This window comes from Rhizobium sp. CF142, from assembly GCF_000281145.1.
GTDB lineage: Bacteria > Pseudomonadota > Alphaproteobacteria > Rhizobiales > Rhizobiaceae > Rhizobium.
This window is the reverse complement of sequence record NZ_AJWE01000130.1, coordinates 60,458-79,515: the sequence shown is the minus strand read 5'-3', so window position 1 is coordinate 79,515 and position 19,058 is coordinate 60,458. Positions and strand designations below refer to the sequence as shown.

The window sequence follows — 19,058 nt, the reverse complement described above, 5'->3', positions numbered from 1 at the left end:
TTTGGAGTGACCATGGAAAAGCGAGACCATGTCGACCGGCTGCGCGCTCTCTGGGTGAAAGAGTTGCCCGATCTCGATACGACGCCGATGAGCATTCTCGGGCGCATCTACCGGATCTCCAATCTGGTGCGACCGTCCATCGAGGCGACATTCTCGGAATTCGATCTCGACCGAGGGGAGTTCGACGTAATCGCGACGATCCGCAGGGCAGGGCCGCCCTACAGAATGACGCCGACCGAGCTCTATAGCCTTCTGCTGATTTCCTCGGGCGGGCTGACGCACCGACTGGACAGGCTGGAGAAATCCGGGCTCATCCGGCGCGAGCGGTCTGCCGGAGACAAGCGCAGCTTCGAGGTGGCGCTGACAGAGGAGGGCATCCGCCGTGCCGAAGCCGCCTTCCGCGAAGACATGAAGCGGGAACTCGGCCATCTCGACGGGCTGGACGAGGACGAGCGTCGGGCGCTGGCCGGGCTCTTGCGCAAACTTGCCGGTTCGCTGGAACGGGCGGGCGAGAACGGGCCTGCTGCGGCAGATTCTGTTTGACAATCCTGTGACTTATCCCTAAAGACCGCCCCAGCACCGGGCAGCAATGTCCGGTGTTTCATTTGACATGTCCCGTGGATCCTGCCCGTTCGCGAATGGATAGATCCTGTCGGGTCTCGGAAACGAGATCAAAGGAGGGCGTGTTTCCTTCGCGCGGTTTGGCAACAAACCGTCATAACATTCTGAAAGGAAATACGATGAGCAAGCGCGAATCGTCCAAGTACAAGATCGACCGCCGTATGGGCGAGAACATCTGGGGCCGTCCGAAGTCCCCAGTGAACCGCCGCGAATACGGCCCGGGCCAGCACGGCCAGCGCCGCAAGGGCAAGCTTTCCGACTTCGGTGTGCAGCTGCGCGCCAAGCAGAAGCTGAAGGGTTACTACGGTGACCTGCGCGAGAAGCAGTTCCGCGCCATCTTCGCTGAAGCTGACCGCCGCAAGGGCGACACCTCTGAAAACCTGATCGGTCTTCTGGAGTCGCGTCTCGATGCGATCGTCTACCGCGCCAAGTTCGTTCCGACGGTCTTTGCTGCCCGTCAGTTCGTCAACCATGGCCACGTCACGGTCAACGGCGTCCGCGTCAACATCGGTTCCTACCGTTGCAAGGCCGGCGACGTCATCGAAGTTCGTGAAAAGTCCAAGCAGCTCGTTACGGTTCTGGAAGCTGTTTCGCTCGCAGAGCGCGACGTTCCTGACTACATCGAAGCCGACCATCACAAGATGGTTGCCACTTTCGCACGCGTTCCGACGCTTGCCGATGTTCCGTACGCAGTTGTCATGGAACCGCATCTGGTCGTCGAATTCTATTCGCGTTAATCCGCGAGACGTTTTCGCATACGGAAAAGCCGCCCTTCAAGGCGGCTTTTTTGTTCTCTGGAGAGAGCCATCATGGATTTGCAGGCAGTCCTCGACAGCATCTACAAGGAATTGGCGCCCCGCATCGGCGAGGGCAAGGTTGCGGACTATATTCCCGAACTTGCCAAGATCGATCCGAACCAGTTCGGCCTGTCGGTCATCACCGTCGATGGCAAGGTCTATAGCGTCGGCCATGCCGATGTGGCTTTCTCGATCCAGAGCATTTCCAAGGTCTTCATGCTGACGCTGGCGCTCGGCAAGGTGGGCGAGGGGCTGTGGAAGCGCGTCGGCCGCGAGCCCTCCGGCTCGGCCTTCAATTCCATCGTCCAGCTCGAGCATGAGCACGGCATCCCGCGCAACCCTTTCATCAATGCTGGCGCGATCGCGGTCAGCGATGTCGTCATGGCCGGCCATGCGCCGCGTGAGGCGATCGGCGAACTCCTGCGTTTCGTGCGTTACCTCGCAGACGACGAATCCATCACCATCGACGACAAGGTGGCGCGTTCGGAGACGGCGACCGGCTATCGCAATTTCGCGCTTGCGAATTTCATGCGCTCCTACAGCAATCTCGACCATCCGGTCGATCATGTGCTCGGTGTCTATTTCCACCAATGCGCGCTCTCGATGACCACCGAGCAGCTGGCCCGCGCCGGCCTGTTCCTCGCAGCGCGCGGCAGCAACCCGCTGACCGGCCATTCGGTCGTCTCACCGAAGCGGGCGCGGCGCATCAATGCGCTGATGCTGACCTGCGGTCATTACGATGGTTCCGGCGATTTCGCCTATCATGTCGGCCTGCCCGGCAAGAGCGGTGTCGGCGGCGGCATCTTTGCCGTGGCGCCGGGTATCGCCTCGATCGCGGTCTGGTCGCCGGGGCTGAACAAGGTCGGCAATTCGCAGCTCGGCGCTGTGGCGCTGGAGATGCTGGCAGCACGCACCGGCTGGTCGGTTTTCGGCGATTGAGGCTGGGTTGAACGGCGGGTTTCTGCTAAGCAGGGCGCTCGCATCACACGGACGACACAATGAATATCGCAGCCAATATTGCCGACGAGCTCGAAACGGCGGAAGCCGGTATCGGCCATGCGCTGTTTGCCGACGCGCCGCATTCGGTCTCCTTCAACAAGCTGCGCAAGCGCCTGTTGCGGCAAGTGCGCCAGGCCTTCGAAGATTTCGACATGCTCAAGGGCCAGAAGCGCTGGCTGATCGGCATTTCCGGCGGCAAGGATTCCTACGGGCTGCTGGCACTGCTGCTCGACCTGCAATGGCGCGGGCTGCTGCCGGTGGAGCTGATCGCCTGCAATCTCGACCAGGGCCAGCCGAATTTTCCCAAGCACGTACTACCCGAATACCTCTCCAGGATCGGCGTCAAACATCGCATCGAATATCGCGATACCTATTCGATCGTGAAGGAGAAGGTGCCGGAGGGAGCCACCTACTGTTCGCTCTGCTCGCGCCTGCGCCGTGGCAATCTCTACCGCATTGCCAAGGAAGAGGGCTGTGACGCGCTGGTGCTCGGCCACCACCGCGAGGACATCCTCGAAACCTTCTTCATGAACTTCTTCCACGGCGGTCGTCTTGCCGCCATGCCGGCGAAGCTTCTGAATGACGAAGGCAACCTGATGGTGCTGCGGCCGCTCGCCTATTGCGCCGAGGACGACATGGCGAAATTCGCGACTGCCATGCAGTTTCCGATCATTCCCTGCGATCTCTGCGGCTCGCAGGACGGTTTGCAGCGCAATGCGATGAAGGACATGCTCGCCGATATCGAGCGGCGCATGCCCGGCCGCAAGGACACGATGCTGCGCGCTCTGGCGCATGTGAACCCATCGCATCTGCTTGATCCAAAACTTTTCGACTTTTCTGCGCTGACCGTCACCCAAACGTCATAATGGGCTTGCTATGAGCCTCTGCAGATCCATGCAACGAGTCCAAAATGATTTTCTCAGACAATGACATAGAGTTTCTCGGCGATTGCCTCCGGCATGTCGCCGAAGAAGAGATCATGCCGCGCTTCCGCAATGCGGCTGCGGCCAATGTTTCCGAAAAGACATCTTCCGTCGATCTCGTCACGCAGGCCGACCTGCGCTCCGAGGCCTATCTGACGGCAGCGATCCGCGAGCGCTTTCCCTCGGCACTCATCGTCGGCGAAGAAGCCTATGAGGCGGACCGTTCGGTTGTGCCTGCGCTTGCCGATGCCGATCTTGCCTTCATCATCGATCCCGTCGACGGCACCTTCAATTTCGCAGCCGGCCTGCCGGTCTTCGGCACGATCCTCGCCGTGACCGTCAAGGGCGAGACGGTGGCCGGCCTCATTCACGATCCGGTGCTCGGCGATACCGTCGTTTCCCTCAAGGGCGCCGGCGCTTTCCAGCACAAGCGCAATTGCGAGCCTGTCCGCCTGAAGGTCGCAGAACCGATCGAGCTTGGCCGCATGGTCGGCGCCATGTCCTTCAGCCATATGGACGAACCTGACCGTTCGCGCGTTGCCGGCAATATGGCCAAAACCCGCATGACCTTCGCCTTCAACTGCTCGGCCTACGAATATTGGATGGTTTCGTCGGGCAAGCTGCATTTCATCGGCCATCCCAAGCTGATGCCGTGGGATCATCTTGCCGGCGTGCTGACGCATCAGGAAGCAGGCGGCCATACCGCGAAATTCGACGGAACGCCTTACAGACCGGGCGAGATTTCCGGCGGCATCATCTCGGCTCCCGACAAGGAAAGCTGGGAGATGATCCGCAGGGAAATCATCGGCTACCGATAAACCGAAAGGAACGCGCCATGACGACTGCCGTAGACACGATGAAGCTTGCCGATCTCCTGCGGCAGGCAGCGAAAGCCGAGATCCTGCCGCGCTTCCGCCGGCTGGGCAGCGGTGACGTGCGCGCCAAGACGGAAGCGACCGACCTCGTGACCGAGGCCGACGAACAGGCCGAACGAATGATGAAGGCGGAGGCCACGCGGCTCTGGCCGGAGGCGCTGTTCATCGGTGAAGAATTGGTCGCCGCCGATCCAGCACTTCTCGATAAGCTGGAAAATGCCGATCTCGCCATCGTCGTCGATCCCGTCGACGGCACGTTCAACTTCGCGTCAGGCATTCCGGCCTTCGGCGTCATGGCCTCGGTCGTTTCCAAGGGCGAGACGGTTGCGGGCATCATCTATGATCCGATGGGCGACGATTGGGTCATGGCGGAAAAGGGCGGCGGCGCATGGCTGCGCCGGCCGGACGGCGAGGCACAGCGTCTGCAGGTCGCCGAGCCAGTTGCGCTCGACCAAATGGTCGGCATGGCTTCCACCGGCTACCTGCCGCAGGAAAAGCGCGCCGAGATCCTCGGCAATCTTGCCAAGGTGCGTTTCCTGACCAATTACCGCTGCGCGGCTCACGAGTACCGCACCTTTGCCAGCGGGCATGTGCATTACCTGATGTACAACAAGCTGATGCCCTGGGATCACCTGGGCGGAACGCTGATCAGCCAGGAAGCCGGCGGCTATGCCGCCCGCTTCGACGGGTCGGCCTATCTGCCGCATCATGTTACCGGCGGACTGCTGATCACGCCGGACAAGGACAGCTGGGAAATCCTGCGCCGCGAGGTCTTCACGGTCTGAGCTTCAGCTCAGACCAATATCTGCTTCAGCGCATCCAGAAGCTTGTCACATTCGGCATCCGTGCCGATGGTGATGCGCAGGAAATCCTCGATGCGGGCCTTGCGGAAGTGCCTGACGAGGACAGCGCGCTTGCGCAGTTCCGCAGCAAGCTCCGCGCCGCCGCGGGTTGCGTGGCGGGCGAAGACGAAATTGGCGGAGGAGGGCAAGACCTCGAAGCCGAGTTCGCCGAGGGCAGCGGTCAAGCGCTCGCGGCTTGCGATGATCAGATCGCAATGCTTCTGGAACCAGTCTCGATCTTCCCAGGCGGCGACGGCGCCGGCCTGGGTCAGCCTGTCCAGCGGGTAGGAATTGAAACTGTCCTTGACCCTTTCCAGCGCATCGATGAGCGGACGCTGGCCAACGGCGAAGCCGACGCGCAGACCAGCGAGGCCGCGTGATTTCGAGAAGGTCTGGATGACCAGCAGGTTTGGGTATTTCCGTACCAGCGGGATGGCGCTTTCGCCGCCGAAATCCACATAGGCTTCGTCTATGACCACGACCTGATTTGGATGTTCGGCAACCAGCGTCTCGATCGCGGCAAGCGGCAGCGCGGTGCCGGTCGGCGCATTCGGATTGGTCAGGATGATCGCGCCGCAAGGCTGGCGGTAGTCCTCGATGCGAACCTGCATCTTATCGTCCAGCGGTATCTCGCGGAAGGTGATGCCGTAGAGGCCGCAATAGGTCGGGTAGAAGCTGTAGCTGATATCGGGATAGAGCAGGGGCAGTTCGTGTTTCAGCAGCGCCTGGAACGTGTGCGCCAGAACCTCGTCCGAACCATTGCCAACGAAGACTTCACCGGGATCGAGATCGTGGCTTGCGGCAATCGCCTTGCGCAGCTTCAGGCCCGTCGGTTCGGGATAGAGGCGCAGCGTATCGTTGACGATTTCTGAAATCGCCGCCAGCGCGTGGGGCGATGGGCCGTAGGGATTCTCATTGGTGTTCAGCTTGACCAGGCCGTCGATGACGGGCTGTTCGCCCGCCACGTAAGGTGTCAGGGATTGAACAATGGGGCTCCAGAAGCGGCTCATCGTGATCTTCCAGTCTTCTCTCTTAAGCAGCATTACATGTGGACGGCGCCGGGGTCGATCTGCGGGCTGTCGCCGGGATGGGTGAAAAGCTTACCGTTTTCAGCCCAGAGCACCATGACGACGGTGATGGCGCCGAAGAGCGCGAAACCGCCGAAGAGCGGCTGGACGGTGCCGTTGAAGAGTTGGCCGACGCCGCCGCCGAGAAGGGCGCCGAACGTGGTCGAGACGAAGCCAGTCACCGCCGTTGCCGTGCCGGCGAGGTTGCCCATCGGCTCCAGGCTGATAGCCGTGAAATTGGTGGCGATCACGGCAAACATCATCAGCAGGATCGAGAAGAGCGCGTAGGAGAAGGCGAAGGCCGGCGTGCCGCCGAGTGCCGCGACGAAGCCGATTGCCGAGATGATGGTGAAGAGCAGCATGGCGGCATGCGAGATGCGGCGCATGCCGAAGCTGCGCACCAGCATGCCGTTCAGGAAGTTGGCGACCGCAATGCCGCCCGCCGTTGCCGCAAAGGCGATCGGCAGCCAGTCGCCGAGGCCGTAGACCTCGCCGAAGACCTGCTGCACCGAGATCACATAGGCGCTGATGACGCCGGTGAACATGGTGAGCCCGATCATGTAGCCGCAGGTGATGCGGTTGGTCAGAACCGTCTTGAAGCCATCGCCGACAGCCGCAAAGGACAGAGGAATGCGCTCATCCGGCGGCAGGGATTCCTTGAGGCGCAGCAGCGCCCAGACGAAGAGGATGGAGGCGACGATGCCGAGCAGAATGAAGATCCAGTGCCATTCGGCATAGGTAATGATCAGCTGGCCGACGGAGGGGGCAACGATCGGCACGATCATGAAGACGATCATGACATAGGACATGACGCGGGCCATCTCGCGGCCGCCGAAGCAGTCACGCACGATTGCCATCGTGGTGATGCGCACGGCCGCGCCGCCGATGCCCTGAACGAAGCGCATGATCAGCAGCATTTCAAAGCTGCCGGTGGCGGCCGCCGCAAACATGCCGAGGATATAGCAGGCCAGGCCGCCGAGCAGGATGTTGCGGCGGCCGAAGGCATCCGACAGGCTGCCGAAGATGATTTGCGAGGCGCCGAAGCCCAGGAAGAACACGCCGATGACGAGCTGCGTGTCATTGTTGTTGGTCACACCAAGCGAATGACCGATGCTGGGCAGCGCCGCCAGCATGCTGTCGATCGCCATGGCAATGCTGGCGGTCATGATGGCGATGGTCACCACGAACTCGACAAAGCCCATGCCGATGCGGGCCGAGCCCTGGTTTTCCGTGTGCGGTTTATGTGTCGGAGTCATTCGAATCCCCCTGAATGACGTAAGAGCGGCCGAAAACGCGGCCGCATGAATGCGGGATGCAACGGGCTCCTACCAGGATGCCCCGTCGCCTGACGTGTCTGAAAGCTTCAGTTGCCCGATATCAGTGTCCGATATCAGTGAAGCTGGAAAGCGATGCGTCCTTCGATAATGGCGCATGCTGTGCTTTGAACAGCTGGCCCTTTTCGGCGATCAGCACGAAGACGATGCCGATGAGCGAAACGCCGAAGTAGCCGGCGATCATCGGCGTTGCCGTGCCGTTGAAGGACTGGCCGATCAAGGCCCCGATCGACGCACCGCCGACCGTGCTCATGAAGCCGATCACCGAGGAAGCCGTGCCGGCAAGATGGCCGAGCGGCTCCATGGCGAGCGAGTTGAAGTTCGAGCCGATCCAGCCGAACTGGAACATGACCAGCGCGAAGAAGACTATGAAGATCGGGAAGGGCATCGGCTGCGGCCCGAAGACCTGCACCAGAAGCCAGATGAAGCTCAACGCGCAAAAGCCGATGATAGAGGCATGCGACAGTCCTCGCATGCCAAAACGACCGACGAGCTGCGAATTGATGAAGGACGAGAAGGCCATGAACAAAGCCACGCCGGCAAAGGCGACGGGCATGTAGACGCCGAGCCCATAGATGCCGACATAGATCTGCTGGGCTGAATTGATGAAGCCGAACAACGCGCCGAACAGGATCGTGCTGGCAATGGTGTAACAGAGGGCGACGCGGTTCGACAGGAAGATCGCAAAGCCCTGCAGGATCGAGCGCGCTGTGAACGGGCGGACATTAGCCGGATCCAGCGTTTCAGGTAGGCGCAGATACATCCAGATGCCAACGGCCGTCGCCATCGTGCCGATAAAGACGAAGATCATATGCCAGGTGCTGATGAGCATGATGATCTGGCCGCTGCCGGGCGCAATAACAGGCACGACCATGAAAACCATCATGATCAGCGACATGACTTCCGCCATCTGTCGCCCGCCGTAAACGTCGCGGACGATGGAGATAGTAATGACGCGGGTAGCGGCGGAACCAAGACCCTGGATGAAGCGCAGCGCCAGAAGACCGGCAAAGGTCGGGACGACGGCGATACCGAAGGCGGCAACGACGTAAATGCAGAGGCCGATCAGGAGCGGAATGCGGCGACCAAAGCGATCGGAAAGCGGACCGTAGAAAAGCTGCGCGAGGCCGAAGCCGAAAAGATAGGCGGAAACGACATATTGGCGATGATTTTCGTTCTCGACACCGAGGCTGGAGCCTATCTGCTGCAGTGCGGGCAGCATGATGTCGATCGCCAGCGAATTGACGGCCATCAAGAAAGCCGCAAGCGCGATAAATTCGAGCTTGCCCATGGGCAGCCGACCCGCGGACATGGCTTGTGATGAATCTGTCACAATGAAATTCCCATAAACAGGTCAAGGCGCTGCTTGGCGCAGCGCCTCGAACTCAAGATACAGATTTGGAAACCGGACGGACGCCCGGTGACCGATCAGGCGACGGCGGTCTTAATGGTGACGCCGTTTTCCTGGAGGTGCTGCTGCAGTTCACCGGCCTGGAACATTTCCCGCACGATGTCGCAGCCGCCGATGAATTCGCCCTTGACGTAGAGCTGGGGGATCGTCGGCCAGTTGGAGTAATCCTTGATGCCCTGGCGGATTTCCGAATCGGCGAGCACGTTGATGCCCTTGTAGTCGACACCGATGTAATCGAGGATCTGGACAACCTGGCCGGAGAAACCGCATTGCGGAAACTGCGGCGTGCCCTTCATGAAGAGGACGACGTCGTTGCTCTTGATCTCGTTTTCGATGAATTCGTTGATACCGCTCATGGGACCTAATCCTTTCAACAGGCGGGTTAAAGGCCCGCCGTTTCAATCGTTTTCTTTAGATAGCATGTGGAAGCCGGAATTCCAGCCGCCAAAACCAAAAAAAGACCAATCCGCGACACTTAGCGGCGCAGATTGTTGCCTATGCGTTACGCCCCTCGGCGAAACACCTTGATCCGTTCAATCTCGGTATCGGTGAAGTGGCCTTGCAGCTTGCAGTGGAGAAAGCCTCTAAGCGCGGCGCTGCCGGCTGCGGCCTGCCGCCGTCCGGCGCTTGCTGACCTGCTTGCGAGCAGGCTTACTGCTCGTCGGCGTTGCCTTGCGGGTAGTGCGGCTCGTCGTTGCAGACGCTGCCTTACGGCGCTTGCGCTTGGTCGTGGTGCGGCCCGTCGTCTTCTTCAGGATTTCCTTCAGCACGCTATTGACGACACCTGACACCAGTTCATTCACGAGATTGGCCACAAAATCCCCCTCAACCCTATCGAAACGCACCTTGCCTATTGAATTCCGGAAGAGTTCGCTTAGCAAGACGGCTCGAAGGTTTTATCCGGTTTTTCGCCATATTTTCAAGCGAACCCGTCATCCTGGCAACGGCGCACTCAACCCGCCTGAAAGAAGAAAAAGACTATGAAACTCGTCGATAAGCGGGTTGTGCTGCATTTCCCCGGCTTCGAACCGCTTGATGGCGCGGCGCATCGGGCGCGGTATGAGCGTACCGCAAGGCAAAGCGCATCCGTCTGGGGCTACAATGTCGCAACGGGTGCTGCGGCCGAGGGGCACTATGTTTCCTTCGATGTCGGCACCGGTGCCGATGGCTGGCAGACGCGGACGCGCGTCCATGTCTTCGACCATAACGAGCTGGTGCAGCGGTTGCGCACCGGCAATACGGTAAGCCGGATCGCGGCGGGCTTTGCAAGCTTCTGGCGGGTTGTGCGTGAGGGCGGCATGGCCGGCTATTTCCGCCATGCCTGGCGCTTTGGCCTGTTCTTCCTCTTTCCCTTCCTGCTGACGGCGCTCGCAATCGTCATCACGCTACAGATCCTGACGCTGCATTACTGGCTGGGACTTCCCGGCTGGCACGTCGGCTGGAGCGCGCCGCTCGCGGCCATCTTCTTCACCTTCGGCTTCCTGCCGTTTTCGGAGCGCTTCCACACGCTGCATCTTTTTGCCGACTGGGAAATGGCCGTGGCGCTGGCACGCATGGACAGTCCTGTTTTCAACGACTGGCTGGAACAATGCGCGACATCGATGCGCGCAGCACTCAACGAGGAGGCCGATGAATATGTCATCTCCTCGCACAGTATGGGCTCCAGCGTCGCGGCGCATGTCGTCGGCATTCTGCTGGAGCGGGAGCCCGACGTTTTCAAGGGCAAGCGTGTGGTGTTTGCGACGCTCGGCTGCGCCATCCTGCAATGCGCGCTGATGTCGTCGGCGACGCTCTTGCGCTCGCGCGTCGGCCTGATCGCGCGTTGCCCGGATATTTTCTGGCTCGATGTGCAGTGCCTGACGGACTCGATCAACTTCTACAAAGTGCCCGTCGTCAGCGTTTCCGGCCATCCGGATGCGCCGCAGGCAAGCATGATCCATATCCGCGTGCGGCAGATTCTGACGCCGGAACATTACAAGAAGATCCGCAAAGATCAGTTGCGCGTGCACCGCCAATATGTGCTGGGCCCGGACAAGAAATCCACCTTCGATTTCACGCTGCTGACCGCAGGCCCGATGCCGGCCTCGGTCTTTGCCTATCCCGAGCAGGATAAGCTGCCTGCCTGAGAGCTCAGCAATGAAGAGGTGAGGACGCGTCGATCACTTTCGAGCCATCGCTTCCGTTTCAAAACAAAAACCCGGCGGAAGAAGCCTTCCAGCCGGGCCTGTTCATTTCAGATCTTCAGTCGGACGAAGCTCTAATTTCAATCCGGTGCCGAGGTCTGCAGGGCAAGGGCGTGCAGGATGCCGCCCATATTGCCCTTCAGCGCCTCATAGACCATCTGGTGCTGCTGCACGCGGCTCTTGCCGCGGAAGGCTTCCGCGACGACTTCAGCGGCGTAGTGATCGCCGTCGCCTGCCAGATCGCGGATCGTTACCTTGGCACCGGGAATCCCGGCCTTGATCATGTCTTCGATATCGCCGGGTTTCATGGCCATGATCGTTACTCCTTGCGCATCATTCCGCGGCGACAAGCTCGCCGCGACCATCCATGAAATCAGGGAACCACGATTCATGGGCATCGCGCAATTGCTGAATCGGCAGCGCAATCAGATCGTCGACGACAAGGGCATCGCCCTTGATGGTGCCGAGGCGGCGGAAGGGGATGCCTGAACCTTCTGCATTGGCGCAGATGAAATCGGCAACATCATTCGGAACGGTCAGCACGTAGCGTGCCTGATCCTCGCCGAAGAGCTGGGCATGGGCCGCACCCTTGCCTTCGCTGAGGCTGACGTTGAGACCCTTGCCTGAGGCCATCGCCATTTCAGCGAGCGCCAACACGAGGCCGCCGGAGGAAATGTCGTGGCAGGCGGTCGCCTGACCGTTACGGATGACCGAGCGGACGAAATCGCCGTTGCGGCGCTCGGCAGAGAGATCGACTTCAGGTGCCGGACCTTCGGCGCTGCCGACGATATCGCGCAGATAGATCGACTGGCCGAGATGACTGCCGTCAGTGCCGATGAGCAGAACCTTGTCACCTTCGGCAGCGCTGCCGATGCGGACCATCTTGCGCCAGTCGGGCATCAGGCCGACGCCGGCAATGGTCGGCGTCGGCAGGATCGCGACACCATTGGTTTCGTTATAGAGCGAGACGTTGCCGGAAACGATCGGGAAATCGAGCGCGCGGCAGGCTTCGCCGATGCCCTTCACGGCGCCGACGAACTGGCCCATGATTTCGGGCTTTTCCGGATTGCCGAAGTTGAGGTTATCGGTGGCAGCCAGCGGCAGGGCGCCTGTTGCGGTGATGTTGCGCCAGCATTCGGCAACGGCCTGCTTGCCGCCTTCGAAAGGATCGGCCTCGACGTAACGCGGGGTGACGTCCGAGGAAAAGGCGAGCGCCTTCAGCGGATGACCTTCGACACGCACGACGCCGGCGTCGCCGCCCGGCAGCTGCAGCGAGTTGCCCTGGATCAGCGTGTCGTACTGCTCGTAGACCCAGCGCCGGCTCGACTGGTTGGCGGAGCCGACGAGCTTGAGCAGCGCTTCGTTATAATCCTTGGGCGCGGCAACGAGATTGGCGGGCAGGGCGGCGCGCTTGGCGGATTCCAGCCAGGGGCGGTCATATTCCGGTGCCTGGTCGCCGAGATCCTTGATCGGGAGGTTTGCGACTTCCTCGCCCTGATGCATGACGCGGAAGCGCAGGTCATCGGTGGTCTTGCCGACGATGGCGAAATCGAGGCCCCACTTGACGAAGATCGCCTTGGCTTCCTCTTCCTTTTCCGGCTGCAACACCATGAGCATGCGCTCCTGGCTTTCTGACAGCATCATCTCGTAGGCGGTCATGCGCTCTTCGCGCACCGGCACCTTGTCGAGCTCCAGCAGTATCCCGAGGTCGCCCTTGGCGCCCATTTCGACAGCCGAGCATGTGAGGCCGGCCGCACCCATGTCCTGGATGGCGATGACGGCGCCGGTCTTCATCAGTTCCAGGCAGGCTTCGAGCAGGCACTTTTCGGTGAAGGGATCGCCGACCTGAACCGTCGGGCGCTTCTCTTCGATCGATTCATCGAATTCGGCCGATGCCATGGTTGCACCGCCGACGCCATCACGGCCGGTCTTTGCGCCGAGATAGACGACAGGCAGGCCGACACCCTTGGCTTCCGACAGGAAGATGGCGTTCGACTTTGCGAGGCCTGCTGCAAAGGCGTTGACGAGGATGTTGCCGTTATAGCGGGCATCGAATTCCACTTCGCCGCCAACCGTCGGCACGCCGAAGGAATTGCCGTAGCCGCCCACACCGGCCACGACGCCAGCGACGAGATGGCGGGTCTTGGGATGATCCGGCTCGCCGAAACGTAGCGCGTTCATGGCAGCGATCGGACGTGCGCCCATGGTGAAGACGTCGCGCAGGATGCCGCCGACACCGGTCGCCGCACCTTGATAAGGCTCGATATAGGATGGGTGGTTGTGGCTCTCCATCTTGAAGACCACGCAATCGCCGTCATCAATATCGACCACCCCGGCATTTTCGCCAGGTCCCTGGATGACGCGCGGTCCCTTGGTCGGCAAGGTGCGCAGCCACTTCTTGGAGGATTTGTAGGAGCAGTGCTCGTTCCACATGGCCGAAAAGATGCCGAGCTCCGTGAAGCTCGGTTCGCGGCCGATCAGATCCAGAATGCGCTGATATTCATCCGGCTTGAGGCCGTGTGAGGCGATGAGTTCCGGCGTGATCTTGATAGTGTTTGGAATGGTCATGAGCTCTCGAAAATCCCTGCCTTAGAGCAATCCAGCAAAAGTGCGCAGCGGTTTTGCGTCCGGAATTGCGTGAAACAAAGAGATAGGGCATGACCGAGATTCGAAGAACAACGGACATGCTCTAGCGCGTTTGCCGTGTCTTTAGCTTATGTAGGAATTGTGCGCGACAGGAAAATGCCTGCCGTCAACAGGGGCGGGCATCATAGGGTTCGCAATTACGATTCAGGAAGCCACCGGCAGACTAGAATTTGTAGCCGACCATCAGTCCGGCGCGGGTCATGCCGTCGTTCGGGGCGTCGCACAGGTTGGCATTCGAGGAATGGGCGAGCTGCGCCATGACATTCCAGTTGCTGTTGAAGCGATAGCCGGCGCCGAGATATTCGTGGAACAGCACACGACAGCCGAGGTCGGGGTGGTCGTCGTCATCGCGAAGCTCGCCGGTGTGGATGACGCCGCCGAAGCCAGCTTCAGCGAAGATCTTGTCGCTGAGGTCAACCGTCCAGGTAAAACCGGCAAAGAACTGCGTGGCTTCACCCGCCGTGCCGATCGAGGTGCCGACATGGACACGCGGATGCATGAGCTGCTGCTTCCAGTCGGTTGCCTGCTCAAAACCGAAGGGATCGAAAAGGGCCGTTATTTCAGGGAAAACGCCATCTTCATGCGAATGTCCGCCCTGTACGGAAGCGGAAGCGCCGAAGCGCAATTCGTCGAAAATCTTGTCTCCGGCTTGCGCCGCTGATGACATTCCCAGGATGCTTGCAATGACTGCGACCGACGCGACACTCGACAGGCGCAGCACGATTGAACAGAAATCGGATTTCATCTGCTGTCCTTTGATTCCCGCCTCAACAGCGGAATGGGACAGAGGTAACATGCGGCTATCAGTGGTAAAGCGCTCGTGTTCCGATTGAGGCCTTTTCCACAATCCTGACACTATTTTGCAACAGGTCAGATTTCCCCGTCATAGGCCGATCCGCCATTTTCCAGCAGTCTTTTCAATATCATAAGGCCCGCGGCGAGCTCCGTTCTATCCTTCGGCGAGGAGAATCCAACGCGCACGCGATGGTAGGCTTTCTCGCCGCGCGCCGCCTTGAACTCATCCTCGTCATCAACAAGCACGCCATCGCGGAAGGCTGCATTCTTGAAGGTGCCGGACAGCCAGGGTTCCGGTAGTTTCAGCCACAGGAAAGGCGCATGCGGGTGGGATTCGAAATCGAATCCCTGCATGACCTCACGGGCGAGGCTCACGCGGGCCGACAGCTCCACGACACTTGCATTGCGGATCTCGTGCGCCTTGCCACTCTCCACCAATCGCGCGCAGGTCTCGGCCAGAATGAAGGGCAGCCCGCCAGTCACCATCTTGTGCGTGACCTTGATGCGCTGGGCGAAATGCGGCGGGCAGGCAACCCAGCCGCCGCGCACACCAGCCGCCACCGATTTCGACAGACCATTGACGAGGAAGGTGCGATCCGGAGCGATCGAAGCGAGCAGCGGCGTATCGTCATTGGCCATGCCGCCATAGAGATCATCCTCGATGATCCAGACGCCATGCCTTCTGGCAATGTCGGCGATGGCGAGGCGACGCTCGTAGGGCATTATCGCAAGGGTGGGATTGTGAACCGTCGGCATCGTGAAGACCAGCTTCGGGTGCTGCTGCTGGCAGAGACGCTCGAAATCCTCGGGGATGATGCCGAGTTCATCCGACTCGACCGTCAGTGTGCGCCGGCCGAGCAGGCGAACGCTGCGGCTGACCTGCGTATAGGTGAGGTTTTCGAAAACGATCTTGTCACCGGGCGCAGACACGGCGGCGATGACGGCAATTGCCGCGGCATGCGCGCCGAGCGTCGGAACGACATTTTCGACCTCCGGCGACCAGTCGTTGCGCGCCAGCCACAGACGTCCGGCATCGAACCAGTTCCGCGGGAAGCTGCGTGAATAGGAGGAGATTTCCGCCAGATGCTGCTCGCCGATCTCGGCCATGATGCCGGCGATGACCTTGCCCTGACCGAGATCAGGGGCGGCGGTCGTGTCGAAGCGAAGCTTGTTTGCCGGGGCGTCTGCAATGCGGGTGCCGCTCAGCGAAAGGGTAAGGGGATCCGTTTGTTCGCTCGGGGGCGTATCGGCACGATCGAGCACATAGGTGCCGCGGCCGACTTCACCGGCGACGAGGCCGCGCTCATGAACCAGCGCATAGGCGCGGCCGATTGTCCCGATTGTCACCCCGATGTCATAGGCGAGATTCCGCTGCGGCGGCAGCTTGGCTCCCGCCGGCAAAGCGCCGGAAGCAATTGCGGATTCGATATTGTCCGCAAGCCGCATATAAACTGGGCCGGAGCCCTGCGAGAGATCTGGGAGCCAATTTGTCATGGTGACAATGAATAGATTGTCACCCTCTTGCTGTCAAGACTATGTGACAATCTCAAGAGCGAAAACAACAGGAGCCAAGGATGTCCGTTGTACCTCAAATAAAGAGCGAGATTGTATCGATTGTCTCTATCGATAGCCCGCACGAAATTGTCCTCCCGAGGCAGGCGCCGGCCACGACGTGGGCCGGCCGCCTGTGGGCAGTCTTCCTTCTGTGGCAACAGAAGCGGGAGGGGCGCCTGGCGTTGCGCGGACTGACGGCAGATCAACTCAAGGATATCGGCCTGTCGCAGTCCGATGCCGCACGCGAAGTCAGCAAGTCGTTTTTCTGGGATTAAGCCAAAGCTCAGCTGCAGGCGCGATTGCCGCCCGACCAGCGGGTGACATCGGCGGCGATGCGACCGGCGACCGGCTCGGACATCATCGGGCCAAACGCCTGCATCTTGGCCGGATTGCCTTCGGCCTGCACGACAAGCAACGGCCGGCTTTCCGGGCTACCCTTGTGTACTACGAGAATGCGCGGACGACCGGAGAAGGAATTGAGTTCCGGTGCGAGCTTGTAGGCGGCGAAAGCCGGATCGCCGGACTTGAACCAGCAGCCATTAGCGCCAAGCGCCACACGCTCCATCGTCGAGAGCGCAGTGCGGTCCGGCCCCTTTGCAGGCGTCGGGGACTGGCAGGCGGCCACCAGTGCGGCGAGGCCGGCAAAGGCAGCGGCGTTGGCGATGGCGGCGAAAAGGCGAGGGTGCATCTATCTTGCTCTTCGGCCAGAATTCAGGCGGCGATGACGTCGAGCGCCGAGGCGAAGAGGCCGCGGCCATCCGAACCGCCGTGAGCGGCCTCGATGAGATTTTCCGGATGTGGCATCATGCCGAGCACATTGCCCTTGGCGTTCATGACGCCGGCAATATCGTTGACCGAACCATTCGGGTTGGTGCCTTCGGCATAGCGGAAAACCACCTGGCCGTTGCCTTCGATGGCAGCCAGCGTCTCGGCGTCGGCAAAATAGTTGCCGTCGTGATGGGCGACCGGGCAGCGGATGATCTGGCCCTTTTCATAGGCGCGGGAAAAATCCGTCTCGGCGTTGACGACTTCGAGCTTGATCTCGCGGCAGACGAATTTCAGTGAGGCGTTGCGCATCAGCGCGCCCGGCAGAAGGCCGGCCTCGACGAGGATCTGGAAGCCGTTGCAGACGCCCAGAACCTTCACGCCCTTGTTGGCCTTCTCGATGATCGCCTGCATGACCGGCATGCGAGCGGCAATGGCGCCACAGCGCAGATAATCGCCATAGGAGAAGCCACCGGGAATGACGATCAGATCGACGTCAGGGATTTCCGTCTCCGTCTGCCAGATCGTCACCGGCTGATGACCGGAGATCTTGGTGAGAGCGGCGATCATATCGCGATCGCGGTTGAGGCCCGGAAGTTGAACGACGGCTGATTTCATAAGGTCCCCGCGTTTGGCGAAAGATATTGAACTGGAACGCTTTCGGCGAGCCATACTCCATTGTCCGAGACAAAGAAAGAATGACCCTCTGAAAACATGCGGGCTGCGTCTACACGCAGGATAATAGTGTCGCCCTTGCGGCGCGTTGCGACGATCTTGGCCGTATCGACATCCGCCGAGAGATGAACGTGGTGCCGTTCCATCTTCTTCAGGCCTTCGCGCTCGATCAGGGGCCAGTTCACGAGTGACGTACCGTGGAAAAGAATTGCAGGCGGCCGGACCGCCTTCAACGCAAGATCAACTTCGACGCTGTGGCCCTGGTTGGCGCGAATTCTGTTATCGACAAGCGCAAAGCGCTTCTTCGGACTGTTTTCGATGATCCCGATAATATCGGAACGGGAGACGTCGTATTTCGACGTCACTGCCTTTTCGAATGTATCGAAGGATACCCAACCCTCGGCATCAAGCGTCAGGCGTGCGGCTTCCGGCGCATGGCGCAAAACATAGCTCATGAATTTCGAGACTTCCGTCTCCAGCTTTGCTTCCATGACGCTTCATCCTGAAGGCCCGCCGCATAGCGGGCCTGTGATCGTCAGTCGATCGCGATCGCGTAGTTCTCGATGACCGTGTTTGCGAGGAGTTTCTCACACATGGCCTTGAGGTCGGCTTCGGCCTTGGCCTTGTCGGTGCCTTCGAGCTCCAGGTCGAAGACCTTGCCCTGGCGGACATGACCGACGCCGCCGAAGCCGAGGGCGCCGAGCGCGCCTTCGATGGCCTTGCCCTGAGGATCGAGAACGCCGTTTTTCAGCGTGACAGTGACGCGAGCCTTGATCACTTGTTTTCCCTGCTTTTACTTGACCAGAACGGGGCCGGTGCCGCGCACGGGCTCGTTTTCATTGATGATACCGAGACGGCGCGCAACTTCGGAATAGGCTTCCAGCAGACCGCCCATATCGCGGCGGAAGAGGTCCTTGTCCATCTTCTTGTGGGTCTCGATATCCCAGAGGCGGCAGCTGTCCGGCGAGATTTCGTCAGCCAGAATGATGCGCATCATGTCGCCTTCGAAGAGGCGGCCGCATTCGATCTTGAAATCGACGAGCTGAATGCCGACGCCGAGGAAGAGGCCGGTCATGAAGTCGTTCACACGGATGGCGAGCGCCATGATGTCGTCGAGCTCAGCCGGATTGGCCCAGCCGAAGGCGGTGATGTGCTCTTCGGAGACCATCGGATCTTCGAGCGCGTCGGACTTGTAATAGAATTCGATGATCGAGCGCGGCAGGACCACACCTTCCTCGATGCCGAGGCGCTTGGCGAGCGAGCCGGCGGCGACGTTGCGCACGACGATCTCGAGCGGGATCATCTCCACTTCCTTGATCAGCTGCTCGCGCATGTTGAGCCGGCGGATGAAGTGCGTGGGAATGCCAATCTTATTCAGATGGCTGAAGATATATTCAGAAATACGGTTGTTGAGGACGCCCTTGCCATCAATGACTTCGTGTTTCTTCTTGTTGAAAGCAGTGGCATCGTCCTTGAAGAACTGGATCAGCGTGCCCGGTTCAGGCCCTTCATACAGAATCTTTGCCTTGCCCTCGTAGATACGGCGGCGACGGTTCATTGTGGTTATTCTC

The 19,058-nt window shown here is 60.3% G+C and carries 22 protein-coding genes; 8 read left to right on the top strand and 14 right to left on the bottom strand.

The genetic code is table 11. The features are described from left to right. The first annotated feature begins 12 nt into the window (after positions 1-12). From PMI11_RS33065 to PMI11_RS33040, 6 genes are all read left to right on the top strand, one after another. Complete coding sequence (locus PMI11_RS33065) at positions 13-543, top strand: MarR family winged helix-turn-helix transcriptional regulator (RefSeq protein ID WP_007826273.1); 531 nt, start codon at positions 13-15, stop codon at positions 541-543. Between the two features lie 197 nt (positions 544-740). Beyond that, the gene (gene rpsD / locus PMI11_RS33060; protein WP_007826265.1) at positions 741-1,358 is read left to right on the top strand and encodes a 30S ribosomal protein S4; all 618 of its coding nucleotides are present in this window, start codon (positions 741-743) and stop codon (positions 1,356-1,358) included. 69 nt (positions 1,359-1,427) lie between these two features. Beyond that, positions 1,428-2,357 carry a glutaminase gene (locus PMI11_RS33055; protein WP_037072620.1) on the top strand — a complete coding sequence of 310 codons (930 nt, stop codon included), beginning with the start codon at positions 1,428-1,430 and terminating at the stop codon, positions 2,355-2,357. 59 nt (positions 2,358-2,416) lie between these two features. Continuing rightward, positions 2,417-3,283: a tRNA 2-thiocytidine(32) synthetase TtcA gene (gene ttcA / locus PMI11_RS33050; protein ID WP_007826262.1), complete on the top strand. Its 867-nt coding sequence runs from the start codon at positions 2,417-2,419 to the stop codon at positions 3,281-3,283. A gap of 44 nt (positions 3,284-3,327) precedes the next feature. Further along, complete coding sequence (locus tag PMI11_RS33045; protein ID WP_007826261.1) at positions 3,328-4,158, top strand: inositol monophosphatase family protein; 831 nt, start codon at positions 3,328-3,330, stop codon at positions 4,156-4,158. 17 nt (positions 4,159-4,175) lie between these two features. After that, a complete protein-coding gene (locus tag PMI11_RS33040; RefSeq protein ID WP_007826260.1) occupies positions 4,176-5,000 on the top strand; it encodes an inositol monophosphatase family protein in 825 nt (274 codons plus the stop codon). An 8-nt stretch (positions 5,001-5,008) separates the two neighbouring features. Here the strand turns inward: PMI11_RS33040 and hisC are convergent, their stop codons facing one another. From hisC to PMI11_RS33015, 5 genes are all read right to left on the bottom strand, one after another. Beyond that, positions 5,009-6,067 carry a histidinol-phosphate transaminase gene (hisC, locus tag PMI11_RS33035; protein WP_037072619.1) on the bottom strand — a complete coding sequence of 353 codons (1,059 nt, stop codon included), beginning with the start codon at positions 6,065-6,067 and terminating at the stop codon, positions 5,009-5,011. 32 nt (positions 6,068-6,099) lie between these two features. Next, entirely contained in the window at positions 6,100-7,380 is a 1,281-nt protein-coding gene (locus tag PMI11_RS33030) for a multidrug effflux MFS transporter (protein WP_007826257.1), read from the bottom strand. Positions 7,381-7,501: 121 nt separating this feature from the next. After that, complete coding sequence (locus tag PMI11_RS33025; protein ID WP_037072628.1) at positions 7,502-8,749, bottom strand: multidrug effflux MFS transporter; 1,248 nt, start codon at positions 8,747-8,749, stop codon at positions 7,502-7,504. 137 nt (positions 8,750-8,886) lie between these two features. Then, positions 8,887-9,225 (bottom strand): Grx4 family monothiol glutaredoxin, encoded by a 339-nt coding sequence (gene grxD / locus PMI11_RS33020; RefSeq protein ID WP_007826252.1) that lies wholly within the window; start codon positions 9,223-9,225, stop codon positions 8,887-8,889. 228 nt (positions 9,226-9,453) lie between these two features. Continuing rightward, a complete protein-coding gene (locus tag PMI11_RS33015; protein WP_007826251.1) occupies positions 9,454-9,684 on the bottom strand; it encodes a hypothetical protein in 231 nt (76 codons plus the stop codon). A 165-nt stretch (positions 9,685-9,849) separates the two neighbouring features. Here PMI11_RS33015 and PMI11_RS33010 point away from each other — a divergent pair, with 165 nt between their 5' ends. Next, positions 9,850-10,995 carry a hypothetical protein gene (locus tag PMI11_RS33010; protein ID WP_007826250.1) on the top strand — a complete coding sequence of 382 codons (1,146 nt, stop codon included), beginning with the start codon at positions 9,850-9,852 and terminating at the stop codon, positions 10,993-10,995. Between the two features lie 137 nt (positions 10,996-11,132). Here PMI11_RS33010 and PMI11_RS33005 read toward each other — a convergent pair whose 3' ends face one another. The 4 genes from PMI11_RS33005 to PMI11_RS32990 all read right to left on the bottom strand — a co-directional run bounded on the left by PMI11_RS33005 (position 11,133) and on the right by PMI11_RS32990 (position 15,987). Continuing rightward, positions 11,133-11,366 carry a BolA/IbaG family iron-sulfur metabolism protein gene (locus PMI11_RS33005; RefSeq protein WP_007826248.1) on the bottom strand — a complete coding sequence of 78 codons (234 nt, stop codon included), beginning with the start codon at positions 11,364-11,366 and terminating at the stop codon, positions 11,133-11,135. Between the two features lie 19 nt (positions 11,367-11,385). Next, positions 11,386-13,620, bottom strand: a complete 2,235-nt coding sequence (gene purL, locus PMI11_RS33000) for a phosphoribosylformylglycinamidine synthase subunit PurL (RefSeq protein WP_007826247.1) — start codon at positions 13,618-13,620, stop codon at positions 11,386-11,388. 241 nt (positions 13,621-13,861) lie between these two features. After that, positions 13,862-14,443 carry an acyloxyacyl hydrolase gene (locus PMI11_RS32995; protein WP_007826246.1) on the bottom strand — a complete coding sequence of 194 codons (582 nt, stop codon included), beginning with the start codon at positions 14,441-14,443 and terminating at the stop codon, positions 13,862-13,864. Positions 14,444-14,568: 125 nt separating this feature from the next. Continuing rightward, positions 14,569-15,987, bottom strand: a complete 1,419-nt coding sequence (locus PMI11_RS32990; protein WP_007826244.1) for an aminotransferase-like domain-containing protein — start codon at positions 15,985-15,987, stop codon at positions 14,569-14,571. A gap of 80 nt (positions 15,988-16,067) precedes the next feature. Between PMI11_RS32990 and PMI11_RS32985 the strand changes: the two genes are divergently transcribed. Then, positions 16,068-16,322 carry a DUF1127 domain-containing protein gene (locus PMI11_RS32985; RefSeq protein WP_007826241.1) on the top strand — a complete coding sequence of 85 codons (255 nt, stop codon included), beginning with the start codon at positions 16,068-16,070 and terminating at the stop codon, positions 16,320-16,322. Between the two features lie 8 nt (positions 16,323-16,330). On the opposite strand, the gene PMI11_RS32980 is transcribed toward PMI11_RS32985, so the two are convergent. Genes PMI11_RS32980 through purC form a run of 5 tightly spaced genes read right to left on the bottom strand, consistent with a single transcriptional unit; the run spans position 16,331 to position 19,045 of the window. Next, positions 16,331-16,735 (bottom strand): hypothetical protein, encoded by a 405-nt coding sequence (locus PMI11_RS32980; RefSeq protein WP_007826239.1) that lies wholly within the window; start codon positions 16,733-16,735, stop codon positions 16,331-16,333. Between the two features lie 23 nt (positions 16,736-16,758). Further along, complete coding sequence (gene purQ / locus PMI11_RS32975) at positions 16,759-17,430, bottom strand: phosphoribosylformylglycinamidine synthase subunit PurQ (protein ID WP_007826236.1); 672 nt, start codon at positions 17,428-17,430, stop codon at positions 16,759-16,761. Beyond that, positions 17,427-17,978: an RNA 2'-phosphotransferase gene (locus PMI11_RS32970; protein WP_007826234.1), complete on the bottom strand. Its 552-nt coding sequence runs from the start codon at positions 17,976-17,978 to the stop codon at positions 17,427-17,429. Before PMI11_RS32970 ends, purQ begins: the two co-directional genes overlap by 4 nt. A gap of 44 nt (positions 17,979-18,022) precedes the next feature. Next, positions 18,023-18,265 (bottom strand): phosphoribosylformylglycinamidine synthase subunit PurS, encoded by a 243-nt coding sequence (gene purS / locus PMI11_RS32965; protein ID WP_007826230.1) that lies wholly within the window; start codon positions 18,263-18,265, stop codon positions 18,023-18,025. Positions 18,266-18,280: 15 nt separating this feature from the next. After that, positions 18,281-19,045: a phosphoribosylaminoimidazolesuccinocarboxamide synthase gene (gene purC / locus PMI11_RS32960; RefSeq protein ID WP_007826228.1), complete on the bottom strand. Its 765-nt coding sequence runs from the start codon at positions 19,043-19,045 to the stop codon at positions 18,281-18,283. Between the last annotated feature and the right edge of the window lie 13 nt (positions 19,046-19,058).